Origin of the sequence: Pseudomonas sp. MH9.3, assembly GCF_034354675.1 — a bacterium.
In the GTDB taxonomy this organism is placed as follows: Bacteria; Pseudomonadota; Gammaproteobacteria; order Pseudomonadales; family Pseudomonadaceae; genus Aquipseudomonas.
In genome coordinates, this window is record NZ_CP133785.1 from 3,786,365 (window position 1) to 3,803,815 (window position 17,451).

Annotated in this window: 16 protein-coding genes; all 16 read right to left on the reverse strand. The window is 61.9% G+C overall.

Going from position 1 to position 17,451, the window contains the following annotated elements; translation table 11 throughout:
• Position 1 precedes the first annotated feature (1 nt).
• The 16 genes from RHM60_RS16880 to RHM60_RS16955 all read right to left on the reverse strand — a co-directional run bounded on the left by RHM60_RS16880 (position 2) and on the right by RHM60_RS16955 (position 17,353).
• The gene (locus RHM60_RS16880) at positions 2-805 is read right to left on the reverse strand and encodes an ABC transporter ATP-binding protein (RefSeq protein ID WP_209986907.1); all 804 of its coding nucleotides are present in this window, start codon (positions 803-805) and stop codon (positions 2-4) included.
• Positions 802-1,950 carry an ABC transporter permease gene (locus RHM60_RS16885; RefSeq protein WP_322212248.1) on the reverse strand — a complete coding sequence of 383 codons (1,149 nt, stop codon included), beginning with the start codon at positions 1,948-1,950 and terminating at the stop codon, positions 802-804. Before RHM60_RS16885 ends, RHM60_RS16880 begins: the two co-directional genes overlap by 4 nt.
• 54 nt (positions 1,951-2,004) lie before the next feature.
• The gene (locus RHM60_RS16890; RefSeq protein ID WP_209986913.1) at positions 2,005-3,036 is read right to left on the reverse strand and encodes a DUF5924 family protein; all 1,032 of its coding nucleotides are present in this window, start codon (positions 3,034-3,036) and stop codon (positions 2,005-2,007) included.
• A 70-nt stretch (positions 3,037-3,106) separates the two neighbouring features.
• Positions 3,107-4,492, reverse strand: coding sequence for a M16 family metallopeptidase (locus RHM60_RS16895; protein ID WP_231422157.1), 1,386 nt, complete (start codon positions 4,490-4,492; stop codon positions 3,107-3,109).
• A gap of 57 nt (positions 4,493-4,549) precedes the next feature.
• Positions 4,550-6,208, reverse strand: coding sequence for a Na/Pi cotransporter family protein (locus RHM60_RS16900; protein WP_209986919.1), 1,659 nt, complete (start codon positions 6,206-6,208; stop codon positions 4,550-4,552).
• Positions 6,209-6,405: 197 nt separating this feature from the next.
• A complete protein-coding gene (locus tag RHM60_RS16905; protein WP_057006164.1) occupies positions 6,406-7,173 on the reverse strand; it encodes a TerC family protein in 768 nt (255 codons plus the stop codon).
• 68 nt (positions 7,174-7,241) lie between these two features.
• On the reverse strand, positions 7,242-8,549 hold the full coding sequence (locus tag RHM60_RS16910; protein ID WP_209986922.1) for a CitMHS family transporter: 1,308 nt from the start codon (positions 8,547-8,549) through the stop codon (positions 7,242-7,244).
• A gap of 323 nt (positions 8,550-8,872) precedes the next feature.
• Positions 8,873-10,834 carry a DUF4105 domain-containing protein gene (locus RHM60_RS16915; RefSeq protein WP_322212249.1) on the reverse strand — a complete coding sequence of 654 codons (1,962 nt, stop codon included), beginning with the start codon at positions 10,832-10,834 and terminating at the stop codon, positions 8,873-8,875.
• Positions 10,831-11,151 (reverse strand): DUF2388 domain-containing protein, encoded by a 321-nt coding sequence (locus RHM60_RS16920; protein ID WP_209986930.1) that lies wholly within the window; start codon positions 11,149-11,151, stop codon positions 10,831-10,833. The genes RHM60_RS16915 and RHM60_RS16920 overlap by 4 nt, the downstream gene beginning before the upstream one ends.
• A gap of 17 nt (positions 11,152-11,168) precedes the next feature.
• A complete protein-coding gene (locus RHM60_RS16925; protein WP_231422154.1) occupies positions 11,169-11,486 on the reverse strand; it encodes a DUF2388 domain-containing protein in 318 nt (105 codons plus the stop codon).
• 109 nt (positions 11,487-11,595) lie between these two features.
• Positions 11,596-11,916, reverse strand: coding sequence for a DUF2388 domain-containing protein (locus RHM60_RS16930; protein WP_057006161.1), 321 nt, complete (start codon positions 11,914-11,916; stop codon positions 11,596-11,598).
• Positions 11,917-12,253: 337 nt separating this feature from the next.
• Complete coding sequence (locus tag RHM60_RS16935) at positions 12,254-12,469, reverse strand: DUF1127 domain-containing protein (protein ID WP_003233780.1); 216 nt, start codon at positions 12,467-12,469, stop codon at positions 12,254-12,256.
• A gap of 318 nt (positions 12,470-12,787) precedes the next feature.
• Positions 12,788-14,281, reverse strand: coding sequence for an acetyl-CoA hydrolase/transferase family protein (locus RHM60_RS16940; protein ID WP_322212250.1), 1,494 nt, complete (start codon positions 14,279-14,281; stop codon positions 12,788-12,790).
• A gap of 178 nt (positions 14,282-14,459) precedes the next feature.
• The gene (locus RHM60_RS16945) at positions 14,460-15,896 is read right to left on the reverse strand and encodes an NAD(P)(+) transhydrogenase (Re/Si-specific) subunit beta (protein ID WP_231422153.1); all 1,437 of its coding nucleotides are present in this window, start codon (positions 15,894-15,896) and stop codon (positions 14,460-14,462) included.
• Complete coding sequence (locus tag RHM60_RS16950; RefSeq protein ID WP_025854291.1) at positions 15,896-16,216, reverse strand: NAD(P) transhydrogenase subunit alpha; 321 nt, start codon at positions 16,214-16,216, stop codon at positions 15,896-15,898. The genes RHM60_RS16945 and RHM60_RS16950 overlap by 1 nt, the downstream gene beginning before the upstream one ends.
• A 15-nt stretch (positions 16,217-16,231) precedes the next feature.
• Positions 16,232-17,353, reverse strand: coding sequence for a Re/Si-specific NAD(P)(+) transhydrogenase subunit alpha (locus RHM60_RS16955; protein WP_209986943.1), 1,122 nt, complete (start codon positions 17,351-17,353; stop codon positions 16,232-16,234).
• Between the last annotated feature and the right edge of the window lie 98 nt (positions 17,354-17,451).

Sequence of the window (17,451 nt, forward strand, 5' to 3'; positions counted from 1 at the left end):
GTCATACCTCGTTGAGCGGTTGAGCGGCATCCAATGCCGCGCGGCCCCGTGGGCCGTGGAAATAGTCGTGAATCCAGGGGTCGTCGGTTTCCGAGACGACATCGATGGCGTCGGCCACCAGCACTTTCTTCTGCGCCAGCACCGCCACGCGGTCGGTGATGGTGTACAGCGTGTCCAGGTCGTGTGTGACCAGAAACACGCTCAGGCCCAGCGCGTCGCGCAGGGTCAGGATCAGTTGGTCGAATTGCGCCGCACCAATCGGGTCGAGGCCGGCAGTGGGTTCGTCGAGAAACAGGATATCCGGGTCCAGTGCCAGGGCACGGGCCAGGGCCGCGCGCTTGATCATGCCGCCGGACAGCGATGCCGGGTATTTGTCGGCGGCCGACAGCGGCAAGCCGGCCAGGGCCAGCTTGACCGCCGCCAGGTGCTCGGCGTCGGCGCGGCTGAGGCCGGCGTGTTCGATCAGCGGCAGGGCGACGTTCTCGGTGACGGTGAGTGACGAAAACAGCGCGCCCTTCTGGAACAGCACGCCAAAGCGGCGTTCCACCAGGGAGCGTTCGTGCTCGGGCAGGTTCGGCAGGTTCTGGCCGAACACACGCACCTCGCCGGCGCTGGGCCGGCGCAGGCCGACGATACTGCGCAGCAGCACCGACTTGCCGCTGCCGGAGCCGCCGACCACGGCGAGGATCTCGCCCTTGTACACATCAAGGTCGAGGTGTTCGTGCACGCTCTGGCTGCCAAAGCGATTGCACAAGCCACGCACTTCAATCACCGCCTCGGCGGGTGCGCGCAGTGGACGGCTCACCAGCCCATCTCCATAAAGAACAGTGCGGCGACCGCATCCAGCACGATCACCACGAAAATCGACTGCACCACGCTGGAGGTGGTGTGGGCACCTACCGACTCGGCACTGCCGCTGACCTTGAAACCTTCCAGGCAGCCAATGGCCGCGATCAGAAACGCGAACACCGGCGCCTTCACCAGGCCCACCATAAAATGCTGCACGCCGATGTCCGATTGCAGCAGCGACAGAAACATTGCCGGCGAAATATCCAGGGCCACGGCGCACACCACGCCACCGCCGACAATGCCCGAGAGCATCGCCAGAAACGTCAGCATCGGCAGCGCCACCAGCAGCGCCATGACGCGCGGCAACACCAGCAGCTCCATCGGGTCCAGGCCCAGGGTGCGGATGGCGTCGATTTCTTCGTTGGCCTTCATCGAGCCGATCTGCGCGGTAAAGGCGCTGGCCGTGCGGCCGGCGATCAGGATGGCGGTGAGCAATACGCCGAATTCACGCAGAAAAGAGAACGCCACCAGGTCCACGGTAAAAATCGTCGCGCCGAAGCTCTTGAGCACCGTGGCGCCCAGAAACGCCACCACTGCGCCCACCAGGAAGGTCAGCAGGGCGACAATGGGCGCCGCGTCGAGGCCGACCTGCTCCAGGTGCGCGACCATCGGCGTGAGGCGCCAGCGTTTGGGGCGCAGCATGCCGCGGGCGAAGGTTTCAAGGATCAGGCCGATAAAGCCCAGCAGCTGTTTGCTGTCCTGCCACACGGTGTCCACCGCCCGGCCGATACGCGCCAGCAACTGGACGCTGGTGGCCTCTTCCGGGCCTTTATCGGGCACGCAGAAATCGTTGAGGGAGCGGTAGACGGTCTTGAGCAACGCGCGGTCGGCGGCGGACAAACTGCAATCGGTCTGTTCGGCCGATTGCTCGATGCGGGTGGGGCCGAGCAATTCCACAAGCAGCGACGCGCCGGCAGTATCCAGCGCGCCGAGGCCGTTGAGGTCGATGCGTGCGGCGGCGTCGTACTGTCCGTCGAGCCTGGCTGACAGTGTGCGCAGGCTTGCGTAGTGGGCCAGTGTCCAGTCCCCCGTAATCCGCAACTGTGGCGGCGAGATGGACGTATCGAGGTGGGCTGCGCCGGGCGTGGGACTGCTGGTCATAAGCTCCGAGCTTGTCTGCTATTTCGCAATGGCTACGTAATAGCACACTACCGTCTACGTTGGGTTGTCCGTTTGTGCGGTGTCCGTCACTTTGAAGCGCAGCACGCCGATCACCTGCCCGTCTTCGGTGAGCACCTGCACCTGCCAGCGCCCTACGGCGTCGCCGGGGAAGTTCTGTTTGTGGGTCCAGGCGCGGTAGCCTTCCTTGCGTCCGCCATGGATATCGAGGGCGATGCGGTCGACTTCTTTCCCGTTGAATTTCCACACATGGTAGATCCGCTCATCGAGCCCGCGCGGCGCGTTGATGGCGGTGTAGGCGTAAAGCCCGCCGCTGCGCAACTGGGCAGCGTTGACTTCCTTGAGGTCGTCACCGGGCGTGCGATCCTGCATTTGCGTGCTGATGGCCACTTCGGTCATCCACAGCGTGGCGGGCGGCACCCAGCTGCGCAGGAACCAGCCGGCGCAGCCGATGGCGGCCGTGACCCCCAGCAGCATCGCCCAGCCCCTGAGGCTACGCAGCGGCAGGCTCAACGCCAGGCTGGGAATCGACAGCGCCATGGCCACGCCGAGCGCCAGCTTGTAACTCTCGGCGGTGGTCAGGTGCAGGATGATCGGCAGCGCGGTGAGCAGCGCGGCAAACAGTGTCAGGGTGTGCAGGGCCAGGAACAGCGAGCGCTTGGGCGCCAGCCATTTGTAGTACAGCGGGTCGATGATCGACACCAGCGCCGCCGCGCCCAGCAGGCCGGTAAACACCGATTGGCCGCTGTTCCAGGCGGTGGTGACGAAGAAAAACGGCAGCACGAAAAACAGGCTTTCCTGGTGAATCATCTGGGTGGCATAGCGCAACAGCGGTTCGGGGATTTCCCGCTTGAACAGCTTGGCGAACAGTTGGGTAAAACTGTTTTCCAGCATCAGCCACAACCAGCTCACCAGCATGATCACCGCGATCCAGCTGGCCATGCCCTGCTGGCGGTCCACCAGAATGAAGCTGCCCACACCCGAGATGAAGCCGCCGAGTGCGATCACCCCTGGGTAGCGCTTCATCAGTTCGAGGATGCGCTGGATTACGTGACTCAGGTTTGGCATTCGGCGATTCGCAGTAGGTGTAGGAAAAGATCCCGGACAGAATAGCGTCTCGGTACGCGTGTGCGGTGACTCACTGCGCGATCCGTTTGCGATAACCGCGCACGCCGATCAACACAATCGCGATCAGCCCGAGCACGCCGGCGCCGATCCAGTTCAGAGCGTCGTAGCTGAGCAGCGGTTTTTCGATGCGCCAGTAGCCCGGTTGCTTGAACACCTGGCGCATGGCCTGGTTGGTCTGTTCCAGGCTGACCGCTTTGATGCGCTTGACCGGGTCGCTGAAGCGCCCGTTGGCGTACTCGCCGGACGCGCTCCAATAATAGTCGGCCAAGGCGCTGTTGCCCTGCACGGCCCAGGCCTGGCGGGCGACGGCGGCCTGTTGCAGGCGGGCGAAGGCGGCCGGCTCGAGGCCGTCCTTGAGCAGCCTGGCTGTGAGGTCGTGCAGCACCTGTTGGGCCTCGGGGAGGTCTTCGCGTTCAAGATCGGCATTCAGGCTGAGGAAGCCGACACTGCCGAGTACTTCGCGCTCACTCCAGGGGCCGTAGGATAAACCGTGCCTGAGGCGCAGTTCGCGATACAACGCCCAGTCGAGGTAATCCTTGAGCAAGTCGTAGGTTTCGTCGTGCTGATCGTCCAGCATCGGCTCGGGAAACAGCCAGTGCAACTTGGCGCCGTCGCCGACCCAGCCGCGCATCAGGTCGCGACGATGAGCGGCGGCGTGCTGGATTTCGGGCAGGGCCAGGTGGTCGGTCGGCTCGACCGGGTCGAGTTCGCCGTAGGTGCGCTCAAGGTAGGCCGGCAGCAGTTTGTCGAGGTCGCCGACGATAATCAGGGTCATGTTGTTGGGGGCGTACCAGTTTTTGCGCAGTGTCTCCAATTGATCGCGCGTGAGTTGACCGACCTCGGCCCGTTCGGCGCACTTGAGGCCCAGCTCGACCGCCAGTTGATTGCTGGCGGTGTGGCCCAGGTCCTGACGGTCGAGCAGGCGCTGCAGGTGCGAGTAATGCCCGCCGTCCTCGCGCTCGACGACGCGCTTGGCGGCATTGATATTGGCGTCGGTCAGTTCGGTGCGGGTGAGGATGGCCAGCAGCAGGTCGAGCACCTTGCGCTGGTTGTGTGCCGGGGCCTCGATCACAAAGGTGGTGTCGGCGTTGCTGGTGTAGGCGTTCCACTCGCCGCCCAGGGCTTGCATGCGGTCTTCGAGATCACCTTCGCCGCCACCGTCGATGCCGCTGAACAACAGGTGTTCGAGCAGGTGCGGCAGCTCTTTTTGCTCACAACTGAAGTCATCCAGGCCCACGCCAACCACCAGGCGAATCGCCACATGCCCGCGTTCGGTGCCTGGCTTGAGCAGCACTTGCAGGCCGTTGGGCAAGGTGTAGCCCTCGACTTGCAAACGGTCAAAAGCAAAGGCATGGGCAGAGCCCATGAGCAGGCAGGCGAACAACAGGCGACGCATAACAAGCTTCCTGGCGAGTGAGGTCAGCTTTAACTGACTTCACGGGCCACCATCCGTTCAGGGTGAATGCGTGATGTCGGCAATATCGTCGGAGGAGAGTGCGCCGGTGTCGGACGTTTCCAGCACGACATAGGCGCTGCTGCAAAACAGCGAGTTGAGGCGCTTCATGTCGGCAATCAGCTCCAGGTGCAGGGAGCTGGTCTCCAGGCTCTGTACGATCTTGTGTTGCAGCCGGCTGACATGGGCGTGAGCCAGGCGACGCTCCTGGGCGCGGAAGCGGCGTTTCTCGCGCAGTAACTGGCGGGCGCTTTCCGGGTCGGCACTCAGGAACACCGACAGCCCCAGGCGCAGGTTGGCGATCAACTGGCTGTGCAGGCCCGAAAGCTCCTCCAGGCCGACCTCGGAAAACTGGCGGCGCTGCGAGGTCTTCTGCTGCTGCACCTTGCGCAGCATGCGCTCGATCAGGTCGCCGGCCAGCTTCAGGTTGATCGACAGCTCGATGATCTCGGCCCAGCGCCGGCTGTCGTGTTCGCCCAGGTCTTCGCGCGGCATCTGCGCCAGGTAAAGCTTGATCGCGCTGTACAGCGCCTCGACGTCGTCGCTGAGACTGCGCATTTCCTGGGTGATGGCGGTTTGTTTGCCGCGCAGCACTTCCTGCATGGCCATCAGCATGTTGTCGATCAGGTCACCCAGGCGCAGGGTTTCCCGCGCAGCGTTGGCCAGGGCGAGGCTCGGTGTGGCGAGGGCGGCTGGGTCCAGGTGGCGCGGCTTGGCCTTGCCGTTGACCTCTTCGCGCTCCGGCAGCAACCACTCGCACAGCCGCGCCATCGGGCCGATGGTGGGCAGCAGGATCAGGCAGCGGCTGACGTTGTAGAGCAGGTGGAAGCTGATGACCATGCCTTGGGCGCTGTAGTCCAGGCTGTCCATCCACAGCACCAGCGGGTCGAGCACCGGGATGATCAGCAGCAGGCCGATCAGTTTGTAGAGCAGGCTGCCCAGCGCCACCTGGCGCCCGGCGGCGTTCTGCATGCTGGTGCTGAGGAAGGCCAGTATGCCGCTGCCGATATTGGCGCCGATCACCAGGCCGATGGCCACATGCAGGCCGATCACGCCGGCACCGGCCAGGGTGGCGGTAAGCAGCACGGCGGCCAGGCTGGAGTAGGAAATCATGGCGAACAGCGCGCCGATCAGGGCGTCGAGCAGGATGTCGCCGGTCAGCGAGGCGAAGATCACTTTGACGCCCTGAGCATGGGTGATCGGTCCGGCGGCTTCGACGATCAATTGCAGGGCGAGGATGATCAGGCCGAGGCCGATGCCCACGCGGCCCAGTTGGCCGGCGCGCGTCTGTTTGCGCGACAGGAAAAAAATAACACCGAGGAAAATCAGCAGCGGTGACAACCAGGACAGGTCGAAGGTCAGCACCCGCGCCATCAGCGCCGTACCGACGTCGGCACCGAGCATGGTCGCCAGTGCGGGCACCAGCCCCATGAGGCCTTGGCCGACAAAGGACGTCACCAGCATCGCGGTGGCGTTGCTGCTTTGCACCATGGCCGTCACCAGAATACCGGCGACGAAGGCCAGCCAGCGTTTGGACATGTTCTGCCCGATGACTTGGCGCAAGTTGGAACCGTAGACCCGCAGAATGCCGGTACGGACGATGTGCGTGCCCCAGATAAGCAGGGTCACGGCGGAAAGCAGATTGAGCAAGGTCAGCATGCTCGGCCCCCCGTGTGGGTGTGCTCCATGAAGAGCGAAGGAAAGGTGCCGCGTGCCGTTCTACGTCTTGTACTTAAGCTGTAGTTGGCGAATAGGCTCCGCGCCAGCATCGCATAGCTACATCAGGGATTGAAACAAAACTGTCATGATGAGCGCTCCCACGCGGAGTGTGGGAGCGTTCAGCAGCGGCTCGGGGATTATTGACCCGGAACATCCTTGCGCAGTTTCACTGGGTCCTGCTGTTTCTTCTTTTTCGCGATGGCGGTACGCATCTTGATGTTGACCGCTTCCACCGCCAGTGAGAACGCCATGGCGAAGTAGACGTAGCCTTTTGGCACGTGCACGTCGAAGGATTCGGCGATCAGCACGGTACCCACCACCAGCAGGAACGACAGCGCCAGCATCTTCAGCGACGGGTGCTTGTCGATGAACGCGCTGATGGTGCCGGCCGCCAGCATCATCACCAGCACCGCGACCACAATCGCCGCGACCATCACCGGCACATGGGAGACCATGCCGACGGCGGTGATCACCGAGTCCAGGGAGAACACGATGTCGATGATCGCGATCTGGATGATGGTGTAGATGAACTTGCCACCCTTGCCACCGGGTTCGTCCTGGGATTCGTCTTCACCTTCGAGGGCGTGGTACATCTCCTGGGAGCTTTTCCACAGCAGGAACAGGCCACCGAAGAACAGGATCAGGTCGCGACCGGAAATACCCTGGCCGAACACCACGAACAGGTCGGCCGTGAGCTGCATGACCCAGGTGATCGACAGCAGCAACAGGATGCGCGTGACCATGGCCAGGGCCAGGCCGAAGATCCGGGTGCGCGCCTGCATGTGCTTGGGCATGCGACTGACCAGGATCGAAATCATGATGATGTTATCGATGCCCAGGACGATCTCGAGGGCCGTCAGGGTGAAGAAGGCAATCCAGATTTCCGGATTGGTCAGCCATTCCATGTGTATTCCTTTGAGCAAATGTTAAACCGCGCAAGCTGCAGCGCCGCGCGGTGAGTGAGTCGGTAGGATTATAGAGTGCTGAACAGCGGAAAAATCCCCATCAGCAATGCGGCGAACATTATGCACAGGCATACCAGCACTGCCCACTTCAGGGTAAAGCGCTGGTGATCGCCGAATTCGATACCGGCCAGAGCCACCAGCAGGTACGTCGAAGGCACCAGCGGGCTGAGCAAGTGCACCGGTTGGCCAACGATCGAGGCGCGGGCCATTTCCACGGCGGTGATGCCGTAGTGGCTGGCGGCTTCGGCCAGTACGGGCAGCACGCCATAGTAGAACGCGTCGTTGGACATGAAGAACGTGAACGGCATACTCACCAGCGCGGTGATCACTGCCAGGTAAGGACCCAGGGCTTCCGGGATGACCGCCAGCAGGCTCTTGGACATGGCGTCGACCATGCCGGTGCCCGACAGGATGCCGGTGAAGATACCGGCGGCGAAGATCAACCCGACCACCGCCAATACGCTGCCGGCATGGGCGGCGACGCGGTCTTTCTGTTGTTGCAGGCACGGGTAGTTGACGATCATGGCGATACTGAACGCCACCATGAACAGCACCGGCAGCGGCAACAGGCCGGCGATCAGTGTGCACATCAGGCCCAGGGTCAGCGCGCCGTTGAACCAGATCAGCTTGGGACGACGGGCGTCGGGGAATTGCGACACGCTGATGTCGCTGTGGTCGATGTCGTCGCCCTGCAGGTGCAGCTCACCCAGGCGTGCACGTTCGCGCTTGCCGTACATATAGGCGATCACCAGGATCGCCACGATGCCGGCAGCCATGGCCGGAATCATGGGTACGAAGATGTCGGACGGGTCCACATGCAGCGCGCTGGCGGCACGGGCGGTCGGGCCACCCCAGGGGGTCATGTTCATCACGCCACCGGCGAGGATGATCAGGCCGGCCATGATCCGCGGGCTCATGCCGATGCGTTTGTACAGCGGCAGCATGGCCGCCACGCAGATCATGTAGGTGGTGGCGCCGTCACCGTCGAGTGACACAACCAACGCCAGCACGGCGGTGCCCACGGACACTTTCAGCGGGTCGCCCTTGACCATCTTGAGGATCTTGCGCACGGCCGGGTCGAACAGGCCGGAGTCGATCATCAGGGCAAAGTAGAGGATGGCGAACATCAGCATCACGCCGGTCGGCGCAAGCTTGGTGATGCCTTCGAGCATCATCGGGCCGATCTTCGGTGCGAAACCGCCGAACAGCGCGAACAGGATCGGCACGATGATCAAGGCGATCAGCGCGGACAGGCGCTTGGTCATGATCAGGAACATGAACGTGATGACCATGGCAAAGCCAAGGAAAGTCAGCATAGGGATACTCCAGGCGTAGCGCGGCTAGGGAATGGCGAACCGGTTGGGGTCAGCGCAGAACGAAAGGCACGAGGCGTACGGGGGGAGTGAGGGCAAGCAGGCGGTTACTAGCGGACATCAGGGATCACCATTGTTGTTGTTAACAGTCGGTCTGTTGCCGACAGTGAGGGCGATCCTAGACGCGTAAGCTTTCAGCCAGCTTTCGCCGGGGAAACGGGGGACACACGGTAAAAAATTTCACACTGCTTGAATTTATATAGCCTGGCTTTATGTGGGAGGGAGCAAGCCCCTTCCCAGATCTGGATTGTGGTGCAACACAGGGTCTACGGCAGTTCGAGGCCGCCAGCGGCTTTATGGAGGCTGCGCAGGTGCTCGCCGACTTGCTTGAGATTCGCCTCGCACGCGGCGATCTCGGCGGCGCGGGATGGCTCCAGCAGCGCCCTCACCTCTTTATCCAGCTCGCCAGTCAGCGATTGCAGTTGTTTCTGGCGTTCGGCGCTCTCCGATTCAAGACGCTTGGCTTCCGACGGCTGCGGCAGACCGTAACCGCTGCTGCCAAGCAGCTCCGCCGGGCGGCTGAGGAAGCCGCTGTTGGCGAGGATCTGTTGCAGCGTGGCGTTGGCCTTCTCCATGCCACCGTTCTTCAACTCGCGGGCACCGAGGTAGCGTTGTTTGACTTCGTCCTGCGCCAGCATCAACTGTCTGCGAAAGCTGGCCTGCTCCAGCAGCAGCAACGCGGCGCTGGTGCGCAGGTCGGCCTGGTCGAACCATTGACGGCGCTCCTGGGCACTCAGCGACAGCCAGTCTTCGACCTCGGTCTGCTTGATCGGCAGGTATTTGCGCAGCACATCGAACATCGCCTGGTAGCGCTCACGGAACGAGTCGAAGTGGTAACCCAGGCGCAATGCCTTGCGTTTGTCGTCCAGTACGCTGGTGTCCGCCAGGCCCCGGGCTTGCAGCACTTCGAGCAGGCCATTGGGGGTGATGTTGTCCAGCCCGGTCAGTTGCGGGTTGGCGCTGCCGCTGCGCAACAGCTTGAGGCTTTCGACGGCGCAGTTGTTGGAGATGAAGAAATAGTTGCCGTCGTAGCTCCAGTGCATCTCGGCGGCGTGTTCGACGGTGTCGTTGATCTCCTGGCGCGACAGCTTCAACGGTACGGAGGCCAGGCCGCGCAGCTCGGTTTTGGTGTACTCGTCGATCACCTGGGCCAGCGGCAGCACGAACAGGCGTGACGGGTACTTGCCCACCAGGCCGTCCCAGCTCGACAGTTGTACGTCACCGACGAATGCGCGGTAGGACAACACCAGATGCTGGTCCAGGTCCAGCCGACAATCCGGGCCACGAGGGCGCCCGGGGGCGCAGATCACCAGACGCAACATACTATGCCCCCAGCGGCTGACCAAATTCTGGTTGGCTTCGGCGAGCAGGTAGTCGATTTCGTAGACGCGCTCGGGATCGACGTGGCCCAGTGGCGTTTTGGCAAAGTCATTGCCGGCGTTGAGGAAGGCGTAGGTCTTTTCGCAGGCGTCCTGCTGGGGCGGCGCCCAGCCGAAGTGTTCTTTGTAATAGCGGAACAGCGAAGGGCGACGGCAGGCGTAGCTTGGGTCGAGGAGGAAGTACTCCATGTTGACCGCCACGAACTCCAGCGGGCTGGTGGTTTCGTAGATGTCCGGGCTGCGCGCGATCTGGCGGTTGTGTTGTTCGCGTTCGCCGCGACGGCCCACATATTGCGGCCAGCCAGCGATGTCCAGCAGGCGTGGATCATCGCTGAGGGTGAAGCGGCGGTTGTTCTGACCCCGGCATTGGTCGGGCAGGCCGATCAGGCCGGTGATGCTGTTCTGGCGGCTGCAGCGGTTGATCAGCGCGCGCTCGTCTTTGGACCACAGGCGCGCACGGTCGTAGATGTGGGTCAGTTCATGCAGCACGGTGGCGAGCATTTCCCGGCGCACGGTGCCGTGCGGGCGATGGGTCTTCTGGGTGGCAGCGCTGCCGTCGGTGAGGCTGGCGAGCAGGTTGCGGTTGAGGTCGAGCTCGGACACCAGCGAGGCCTGGCCGTAAGCGTTTTCGGGCATCTGGTCGGTCCAGCCGACATCGATGCGGCGGTCCAGTTGCTCGATAAAACGGGGCGGCAAGGCGCGCATCGCTTCATCGAGCAGCGCCTGGCTGGCCTGCTGTTCGGCGGGGCTCAGGCCTTCGGTCTTGAGCCGCAGTTGCAGGCTGGCCTGGGCTGCGCCGCTACACAGCAGCACAGTCCCGGCCAGGAGCCAGGCGAGCAGGCGCCTCACAGAGCGAGAATAGCTTCGGCGAGGGTCTGGTCAGTGGCGTCGCGGGCTTCGGGCACGCGGGTGCGCAGGGTGTCGAAGGCGGCTTCGAGTTGTGCGCCGCGGATCTCGCCATGGGTGGCGACGAAACTGGCAGCATCATCGTGGGCTTCACGCACGACTTTGGAGTCGCGGATGGAGGTGGTGGTGTCCGAGGTGAAGTCGATGGTGCGCGCTGAGGCACGGACGACGATGTTACTGGTGGCCTTGAGGGTTTGCGCCTGGGCGACATCCGCCAGGAACAGCAGGCCGAGGACGGCGACGATCAGCGGGCTACGCATGGAATGGCTCCAGAATATTAAGATGATGATTGGACGAGAATTGCCTGCGCCAGTTCAAGGTCGCTTGCATGAAGTTTTGGCCGGGTGCGGCGCAGGTAATCCAGCGCAGACTCCAGGCGTGCGCCCCGCCATTGGCCGTCAGTGGCAATGAAAGCGGCAGCATCATCCCGTGCGGCCAGTACTCTTTTTCTGTCGAAGGGGGCGGACGTCACCTTGCTGGTGGCGTACACGCTGACGACGGTGCTCTGCACGGTCACGTCAAAGGCCGAAGCCAACGGTGACCAGCCAGCACACATCAACGCGGCAACAGTGAACAGTCGGTAAGAAAAAGCCATGGGACTCGACGCTTGAAAACGAGCGCCAAGGCTAGCGCAATGCCCCGGCGAGAGCCAGCGCAGCGGCGTTTGGGAGCGGCTGGCGCTCCCTTTTCCTACACCGCGGTTATCAGATGGCCAGGATCGCCTGGGCCAGTTGTGCATCGGTTGCGGTATTGAGCTGCGGCGCCTGTTGGCGGATCTGCGCCAGGGCGCTCTCCAGCTTCACGCCACGGATAGCACCTTCACTGGCGACAAAACTGGCGGCGTCGTCACGGGCGGCGCGTACGACTTTGTTGTCGCGCAGGGAGGACGTGGCGTCGGAGGTTGCATCGGATGTGGCTTTCAGCGCGCCGACGATGGAATCGGTGGTGACGATAAAGCTGCTGGCGTGAGCATTGGCGGCCACAACGAGAAGCGTGGCAGCGCTCAATAGACGAAGACGGGACATGGGGTGACTCCTGTGGATGAACAATCAAGGTGGCGCAGGACCTCTGCGCTGTGGGCAATGTTGCCATCGAGCAATCAGACGTCAGCTCTGCACGGTTCGCCACGTAGTAGCGGGATATTAGGCTGCCGCTTGAGTGTTCGGGTAATTTTATATCGCTGCTTGAATTGTACTGGTGCTTTTTTAGTTTATAAGAACTGTACTGTTTTCGAAGTAAATCGTTTTCAGATCCAAACGCCGAATACAACAAAACCCGCCTCCGGTCTCCCGGGGCGGGCTTTGTTTTGACAAATCAGATTGCTGGCGTTGGACCCGGAAGGTCAGGGCCAGCGAGCGCCAATCAGCGCCAGAACGGCTTGCTCAGCTCTTCGTAGCGTTGAGCTTCGCTGATACCTGCGTCAGCCAGCAGACGCGAATCCAGGCGAGCCAGTTGATGGCGGCTGGAGATGCGGCGCTGCCACAACATCAGGTTGGCCAGAACGCGCAAAGGCATGGAAGCCTGGTTATTTACAGCTTTTTCTTCGAAGAACAGTTCGGAACTGAGTGTACGTTCCATGATTGCATCCTTCCGCTTATGGCGGGATTAGGTAGTGGTTTAACTGATGCCAATGATCCTCCTCGGGCGCAAGACTCTCCAGATACAGTTCACCTGTATTGTGAGGGCCCAGTTAACTGTTTAAAGGTGCTGTACTGTACGGAAATGGGGCAACTGTACCTGTCCGCACTGAAACAGTGCGAAATAAGTAATTTCGAGCTGAGGCGTAGGATATTTCGGTAAGAAATGACCAGTACAGCAGTACAGTTTTTTACATAACTGCGGGCGTTGGCTGCGAGCTGAGCAAACTGTGTTTGCATCAGCTCGAATCTGTATCCATCACGCCTTGAGCATATGCCCGGTTTCTTCCAGGTTAATGTGCCAGCTCAGTGCTTCGCGCAGGATGTGCGGCGTATGCCCGCCGATAGCGCAGGCAGCTTCAAAGTAACGGTTGAGGGCATCGCGGTACGCCGGGTGCACGCAGTTGTCGATGATCACCCGCGCCCTTTCCCGTGGCGCCAGGCCGCGCAGGTCGGCCAGGCCGACTTCGGTCACGAGGATATCGACGTCATGCTCGGTGTGGTCCACATGGCTGACCATCGGCACCACACTGGAAATCGCGCCATCCTTGGCAATCGACTTGGTGACGAAGATCGCCAGATGCGCATTGCGCGCGAAGTCGCCGGAGCCGCCGATGCCGTTCATCATGCGCGTGCCGCAAACGTGGGTGGAGTTGACGTTGCCGTAGATGTCGAACTCCAGCGCCGTGTTGATACCGATAATACCCAGGCGCCGCACCACTTCAGGGTGATTGGAAATCTCCTGTGGGCGCAGTACCAGCTTGTCCTTGTAGTGTTCCAGGTTGCCGAATACGTCTGCATTGCGACGTTCCGACAAGGTGATGGAGCTGCCGGAGGCGAAGCTCAGCTTGCCGGCGTCGATCAGGTCGAATGTCGAATCCTGCAACACTTCCGAATACATGGTCAGGTCTTCGAACGGCGATTCGATCAGGCCGCACATCACCGCGTTGGCGATATTGCCGATGCCGGCCTGCAGCGGGCCGAGCCTGTTGGTCATGCGCCCGGCGTCGACTTCCTGCTTGAGGAAGTTGATCAGGTGATCGGCGATGCCCTGGGTGTCGCTGTCCGGTGGCGTCACGGTCGAAGCCGAATCCGCCTGGTTGGTGATGACGATGGCGACGATCTTTTCCGGTGGAATCGGAATCGCGGTACTGCCGATGCGATCGTCGACATTCACCAGCGGGATCGGTGTGCGGGTCGGTCGGTAGGTCGGGATATAGATGTCGTGCAACCCTTCCAGATTCGGGTTGTGCGCCAGGTTGATTTCGACGATTACCTGTTTGGCGAAAATCGCAAAGCTGGCCGAGTTGCCCACCGACGTGGTGGGCACGATATGCCCCTGCTCGGTGATGGCGATCGCTTCGATCACGGCAATGTCCGGCAACTTGAGCTGGTTGTTGCGTAATTGCTCGACGGTTTCCGACAGGTGCTGATCGATGAACATCACTTGGCCGGCGTTGATCGCCTTGCGCAGGGTGCTGTCGACCTGGAACGGCATGCGGCGGGACAGCACACCGGCTTCGGTCAATTGCTTGTCCAGGTCGTTGCCCAGGCTGGCGCCGGTCATCAGGGTGATTTTCAGCGGTGAAATTCTGGCGCGTTCGGCCAGGGCGTGGGGCACGGCCTTGGCTTCGCCGGCGCGGGTGAAGCCGCTCATGCCGACGGTCATGCCGTCCTCGATCAGTGCGGCGGCGTCGGCCGCGCTCATGACCTTGTTCATCAATGAAGGCAAGCGGATACGATCACGGTACATGGATAGTTATCTCGGGCTACGGAGGCAAGGTGCGCAGTTTAGTCATTTCAAAAAGTTTCGGCGCGCTACCATGGTCGCATGCCAACGCTTGATGTAGAGCCTTTGGTCGGTTTTACCCGCGCATTAAAAAACCCCAGCCTACGACAGGCCGGGGTTTGGTGTGTTGCGCTGGAGCAGGTTATTCGACGGCCTTCACCATATCTTCAATGACTTTTTTGGCATCACCAAAGACCATCATGGTCTTGTCGAGGTAGAACAGTTCGTTGTCCAGCCCGGCATAGCCGCTGGCCATCGAGCGCTTGTTGACGATGATGGTTTTGGCCTTGAATGCCTCGAGGATTGGCATGCCGGCAATCGGCGAGTTCGGGTCGTTCTTGGCGGCCGGGTTGACCACGTCGTTTGCGCCCAGCACCAGCACCACGTCGGCCTGGCCGAACTCGGAGTTGATGTCCTCCATCTCGAACACCTGGTCGTAAGGCACTTCCGCCTCGGCCAGCAGTACGTTCATGTGCCCTGGCATACGGCCGGCCACGGGGTGGATCGCGTACTTTACGGTGACGCCGCGGTGGGTGAGCTTCTCGGTCAGTTCCTTGAGCGCATGCTGCGCGCGTGCCACGGCCAGGCCGTAGCCTGGGACGATGATCACGGTGTCGGCATTGGTCAGCAGGAAAGTCGCGTCGTCGGCCGAGCCGGACTTCACCGGGCGCGCTTCTTTCGACCCTGCCGCCGCACCGGCATCCGGCGCATTGCCGAAACCGCCGAGCAGCACATTAAAGAAGGAACGGTTCATGGCCTTGCACATGATGTACGACAGGATCGCGCCGCTGGAGCCGACCAGCGAGCCGGCGATGATCAGCATCGAGTTGTTCAGCGAAAAGCCGATACCTGCCGCCGCCCAGCCGGAATAGCTGTTGAGCATCGACACCACCACCGGCATGTCAGCGCCGCCGATGGGGATGATGATCAGCACGCCCAGTACAAACGCCAGGGCCAGCATCAGCGCGAAAGCTGTGAGGTTGCCGGTGAGCATGAACAGCAGGCCCAGGCCCAGTGTTGTCAGACCAAGCACCAGGTTCAGCTTATGCTGACCGGCGAACTGTACCGGCGCGCCCTGGAACAGGCGGAATTTGTACTTGCCCGACAGCTTGCCGAAGGCGATCACCGAACCGGAGAAGGTGATGGCGCCGATGGCTGCGCCGAGGAACAGTTCCAGGCGGTTACCGGCAGGAATCGCATCACCCAGTTGTTTGACGATACCCAGCGATTGCGGCTCGACCACAGCGGCAATTGCAATAAATACCGCAGCCAGGCCAATCATGCTGTGCATGAACGCCACCAGCTCTGGCATCTTGGTCATTTCCACGCGCTTGGCCATGATCGAGCCGGCGGTGCCGCCGATCAGCAGGCCGACGATCACATAGCCGATGCCGGCCGTCGCGAGTTCAGCGCCGAGCTTATAGATGAGGCCCACGGTAGTGAGTACCGCCAGCGCCATGCCGAGCATGCCGAACAGGTTGCCGCGTCGTGACGTGGTGGGGTGCGACAGGCCTTTGAGGGCCTGGATGAAACAGATCGACGCGATCAGGTAGAGCGTCGTCACCAGATTCATGCTCATTATTTCTGCACCTCTTCTTTAACCTTGGGCGCTTTCTTCTTGAACATCTCAAGCATCCTACGAGTCACCAGGAAACCACCGAACACGTTCACCGCCGCCAGGGCCACGGCCAGGGTGCCCATGGTCTTGCCCAGCGGCGTCACCGTGAGGGCGGCGGCCAGCATGGCGCCGACGATCACGATTGCCGAAATCGCGTTGGTCACCGCCATCAATGGCGTGTGCAGCGCGGGTGTAACGTTCCAGACCACGTGGTAACCGACATAAATCGCCAGCACAAAGATGATCAGGTTGTAGATACCCGGGGAGATAAGCTCTTCCATTGTCTGAATCCCTGCTTAGGCGTTTTTGCGGATGACTTGGCCGTCGCGGCACATCAGGCACGCGGCGACGATGTCGTCTTCGAGGTTGATTTCAAACTGCCCTTCCTTGGTGAACACCAGCTTCAGGAAGTCCAGCAGGTTGCGCGCGTACAGGGCCGAGGCGTCGGCGGCCACGGCGCCGGCGAGGTTGGTCGGGCCGCAGATGATCACGCCGTTTTCCACGACGACCTGATCGGCGACGGTCAGTGGGCAGTTGCCACCCTGGGCGGCGGCGAGGTCGATAACCACCGAGCCAGGCTTCATCTGCGCAACGGTCTCGGCGCTGAGCAGGGTTGGCGCCTTGCGGCCGGGGATCAGGGCGGTGGTGATGACGATATCGGCCTGTTTGGCGCGTTCATGCACGGCCAGGGCCTGACGCTGCATCCAGCTGGCGGGCATCGGGCGTGCGTAACCGCCGACACCGACCGCGCATTCCCGTTCTTCATCAGTTTCGTAGGGCACGTCAACGAACTTGGCACCGAGGGACTCGATTTGTTCTTTTACTGCCGGACGCACGTCGGACGCTTCGATCACCGCACCCAGGCGTTTCGCTGTCGCGATGGCCTGCAGGCCTGCGACGCCGGCGCCAAGGATCAACACGCGCGCCGCTTTCACGGTGCCTGCGGCAGTCATCAGCATCGGCATGAAGCGCGGGTAGTGGTGCGCGGCCAGCAACACGGCCTTGTAACCGGCGATGTTGGCCTGGGAGGACAGCACGTCGAGGCTTTGGGCGCGTGATGTACGCGGCGCCGCTTCGAGGGCGAAGGCAGTGATGCCGTGCCCGGCGAGCCTGGCGATGGTTTCGTTGCTGAACGGGTTGAGCATGCCCACCAGGACGGTGCCACTTTTGATCAGCGCCAGTTCGCTGTCGCTGGGTGCCACGACCTTGAGAATCAGCTCGGCGCCAAAGGCATCGTTGGCACTGCCAATGGTTGCGCCGGCCGTTTCATAGGCGCTGTCGACGATGCTGGCCTTGGCGCCTGCTCCGCTTTGTACCGTGACCTTGTGGCCCTGGCCGATCAGCTTCTTGATGGTTTCCGGGGTGGCAGCCACCCGCGTTTCACCGGTCTGGGTTTCGAGAGGAACACCAATGTGCACGTCAAATCTCCTGCATGATCTTTTTGCTTTTGATCTTTTTGTAAAAAGGCCAGTGCACCGCGAGTGGCGCAACTGGGGCGGCCGATCAGCACGACCCC

Bases quoted from the DNA above. Each gene is read 5' to 3' on its own strand.
- RHM60_RS16885 (WP_322212248.1), bottom strand. From the start codon at position 1,950: ATGACCAGCAGTCCCACGCCCGGCGCAGCCCACCTCGATACGTCCATC.
- RHM60_RS16890 (WP_209986913.1), bottom strand. From the start codon at position 3,036: ATGCCAAACCTGAGTCACGTAATCCAGCGCATCCTCGAACTGATGAAG.
- RHM60_RS16895 (WP_231422157.1), bottom strand. From the start codon at position 4,492: ATGCGTCGCCTGTTGTTCGCCTGCCTGCTCATGGGCTCTGCCCATGCC.
- RHM60_RS16900 (WP_209986919.1), bottom strand. From the start codon at position 6,208: ATGCTGACCTTGCTCAATCTGCTTTCCGCCGTGACCCTGCTTATCTGG.
- RHM60_RS16905 (WP_057006164.1), bottom strand. From the start codon at position 7,173: ATGGAATGGCTGACCAATCCGGAAATCTGGATTGCCTTCTTCACCCTG.
- RHM60_RS16910 (WP_209986922.1), bottom strand. From the start codon at position 8,549: ATGCTGACTTTCCTTGGCTTTGCCATGGTCATCACGTTCATGTTCCTG.
- RHM60_RS16920 (WP_209986930.1), bottom strand. From the start codon at position 11,151: ATGCGTAGCCCGCTGATCGTCGCCGTCCTCGGCCTGCTGTTCCTGGCG.
- RHM60_RS16925 (WP_231422154.1), bottom strand. From the start codon at position 11,486: ATGGCTTTTTCTTACCGACTGTTCACTGTTGCCGCGTTGATGTGTGCT.
- RHM60_RS16930 (WP_057006161.1), bottom strand. From the start codon at position 11,916: ATGTCCCGTCTTCGTCTATTGAGCGCTGCCACGCTTCTCGTTGTGGCC.
- RHM60_RS16935 (WP_003233780.1), bottom strand. From the start codon at position 12,469: ATGGAACGTACACTCAGTTCCGAACTGTTCTTCGAAGAAAAAGCTGTA.
- RHM60_RS16940 (WP_322212250.1), bottom strand. From the start codon at position 14,281: ATGTACCGTGATCGTATCCGCTTGCCTTCATTGATGAACAAGGTCATG.
- RHM60_RS16945 (WP_231422153.1), bottom strand. From the start codon at position 15,896: ATGAGCATGAATCTGGTGACGACGCTCTACCTGATCGCGTCGATCTGT.
- RHM60_RS16950 (WP_025854291.1), bottom strand. From the start codon at position 16,216: ATGGAAGAGCTTATCTCCCCGGGTATCTACAACCTGATCATCTTTGTG.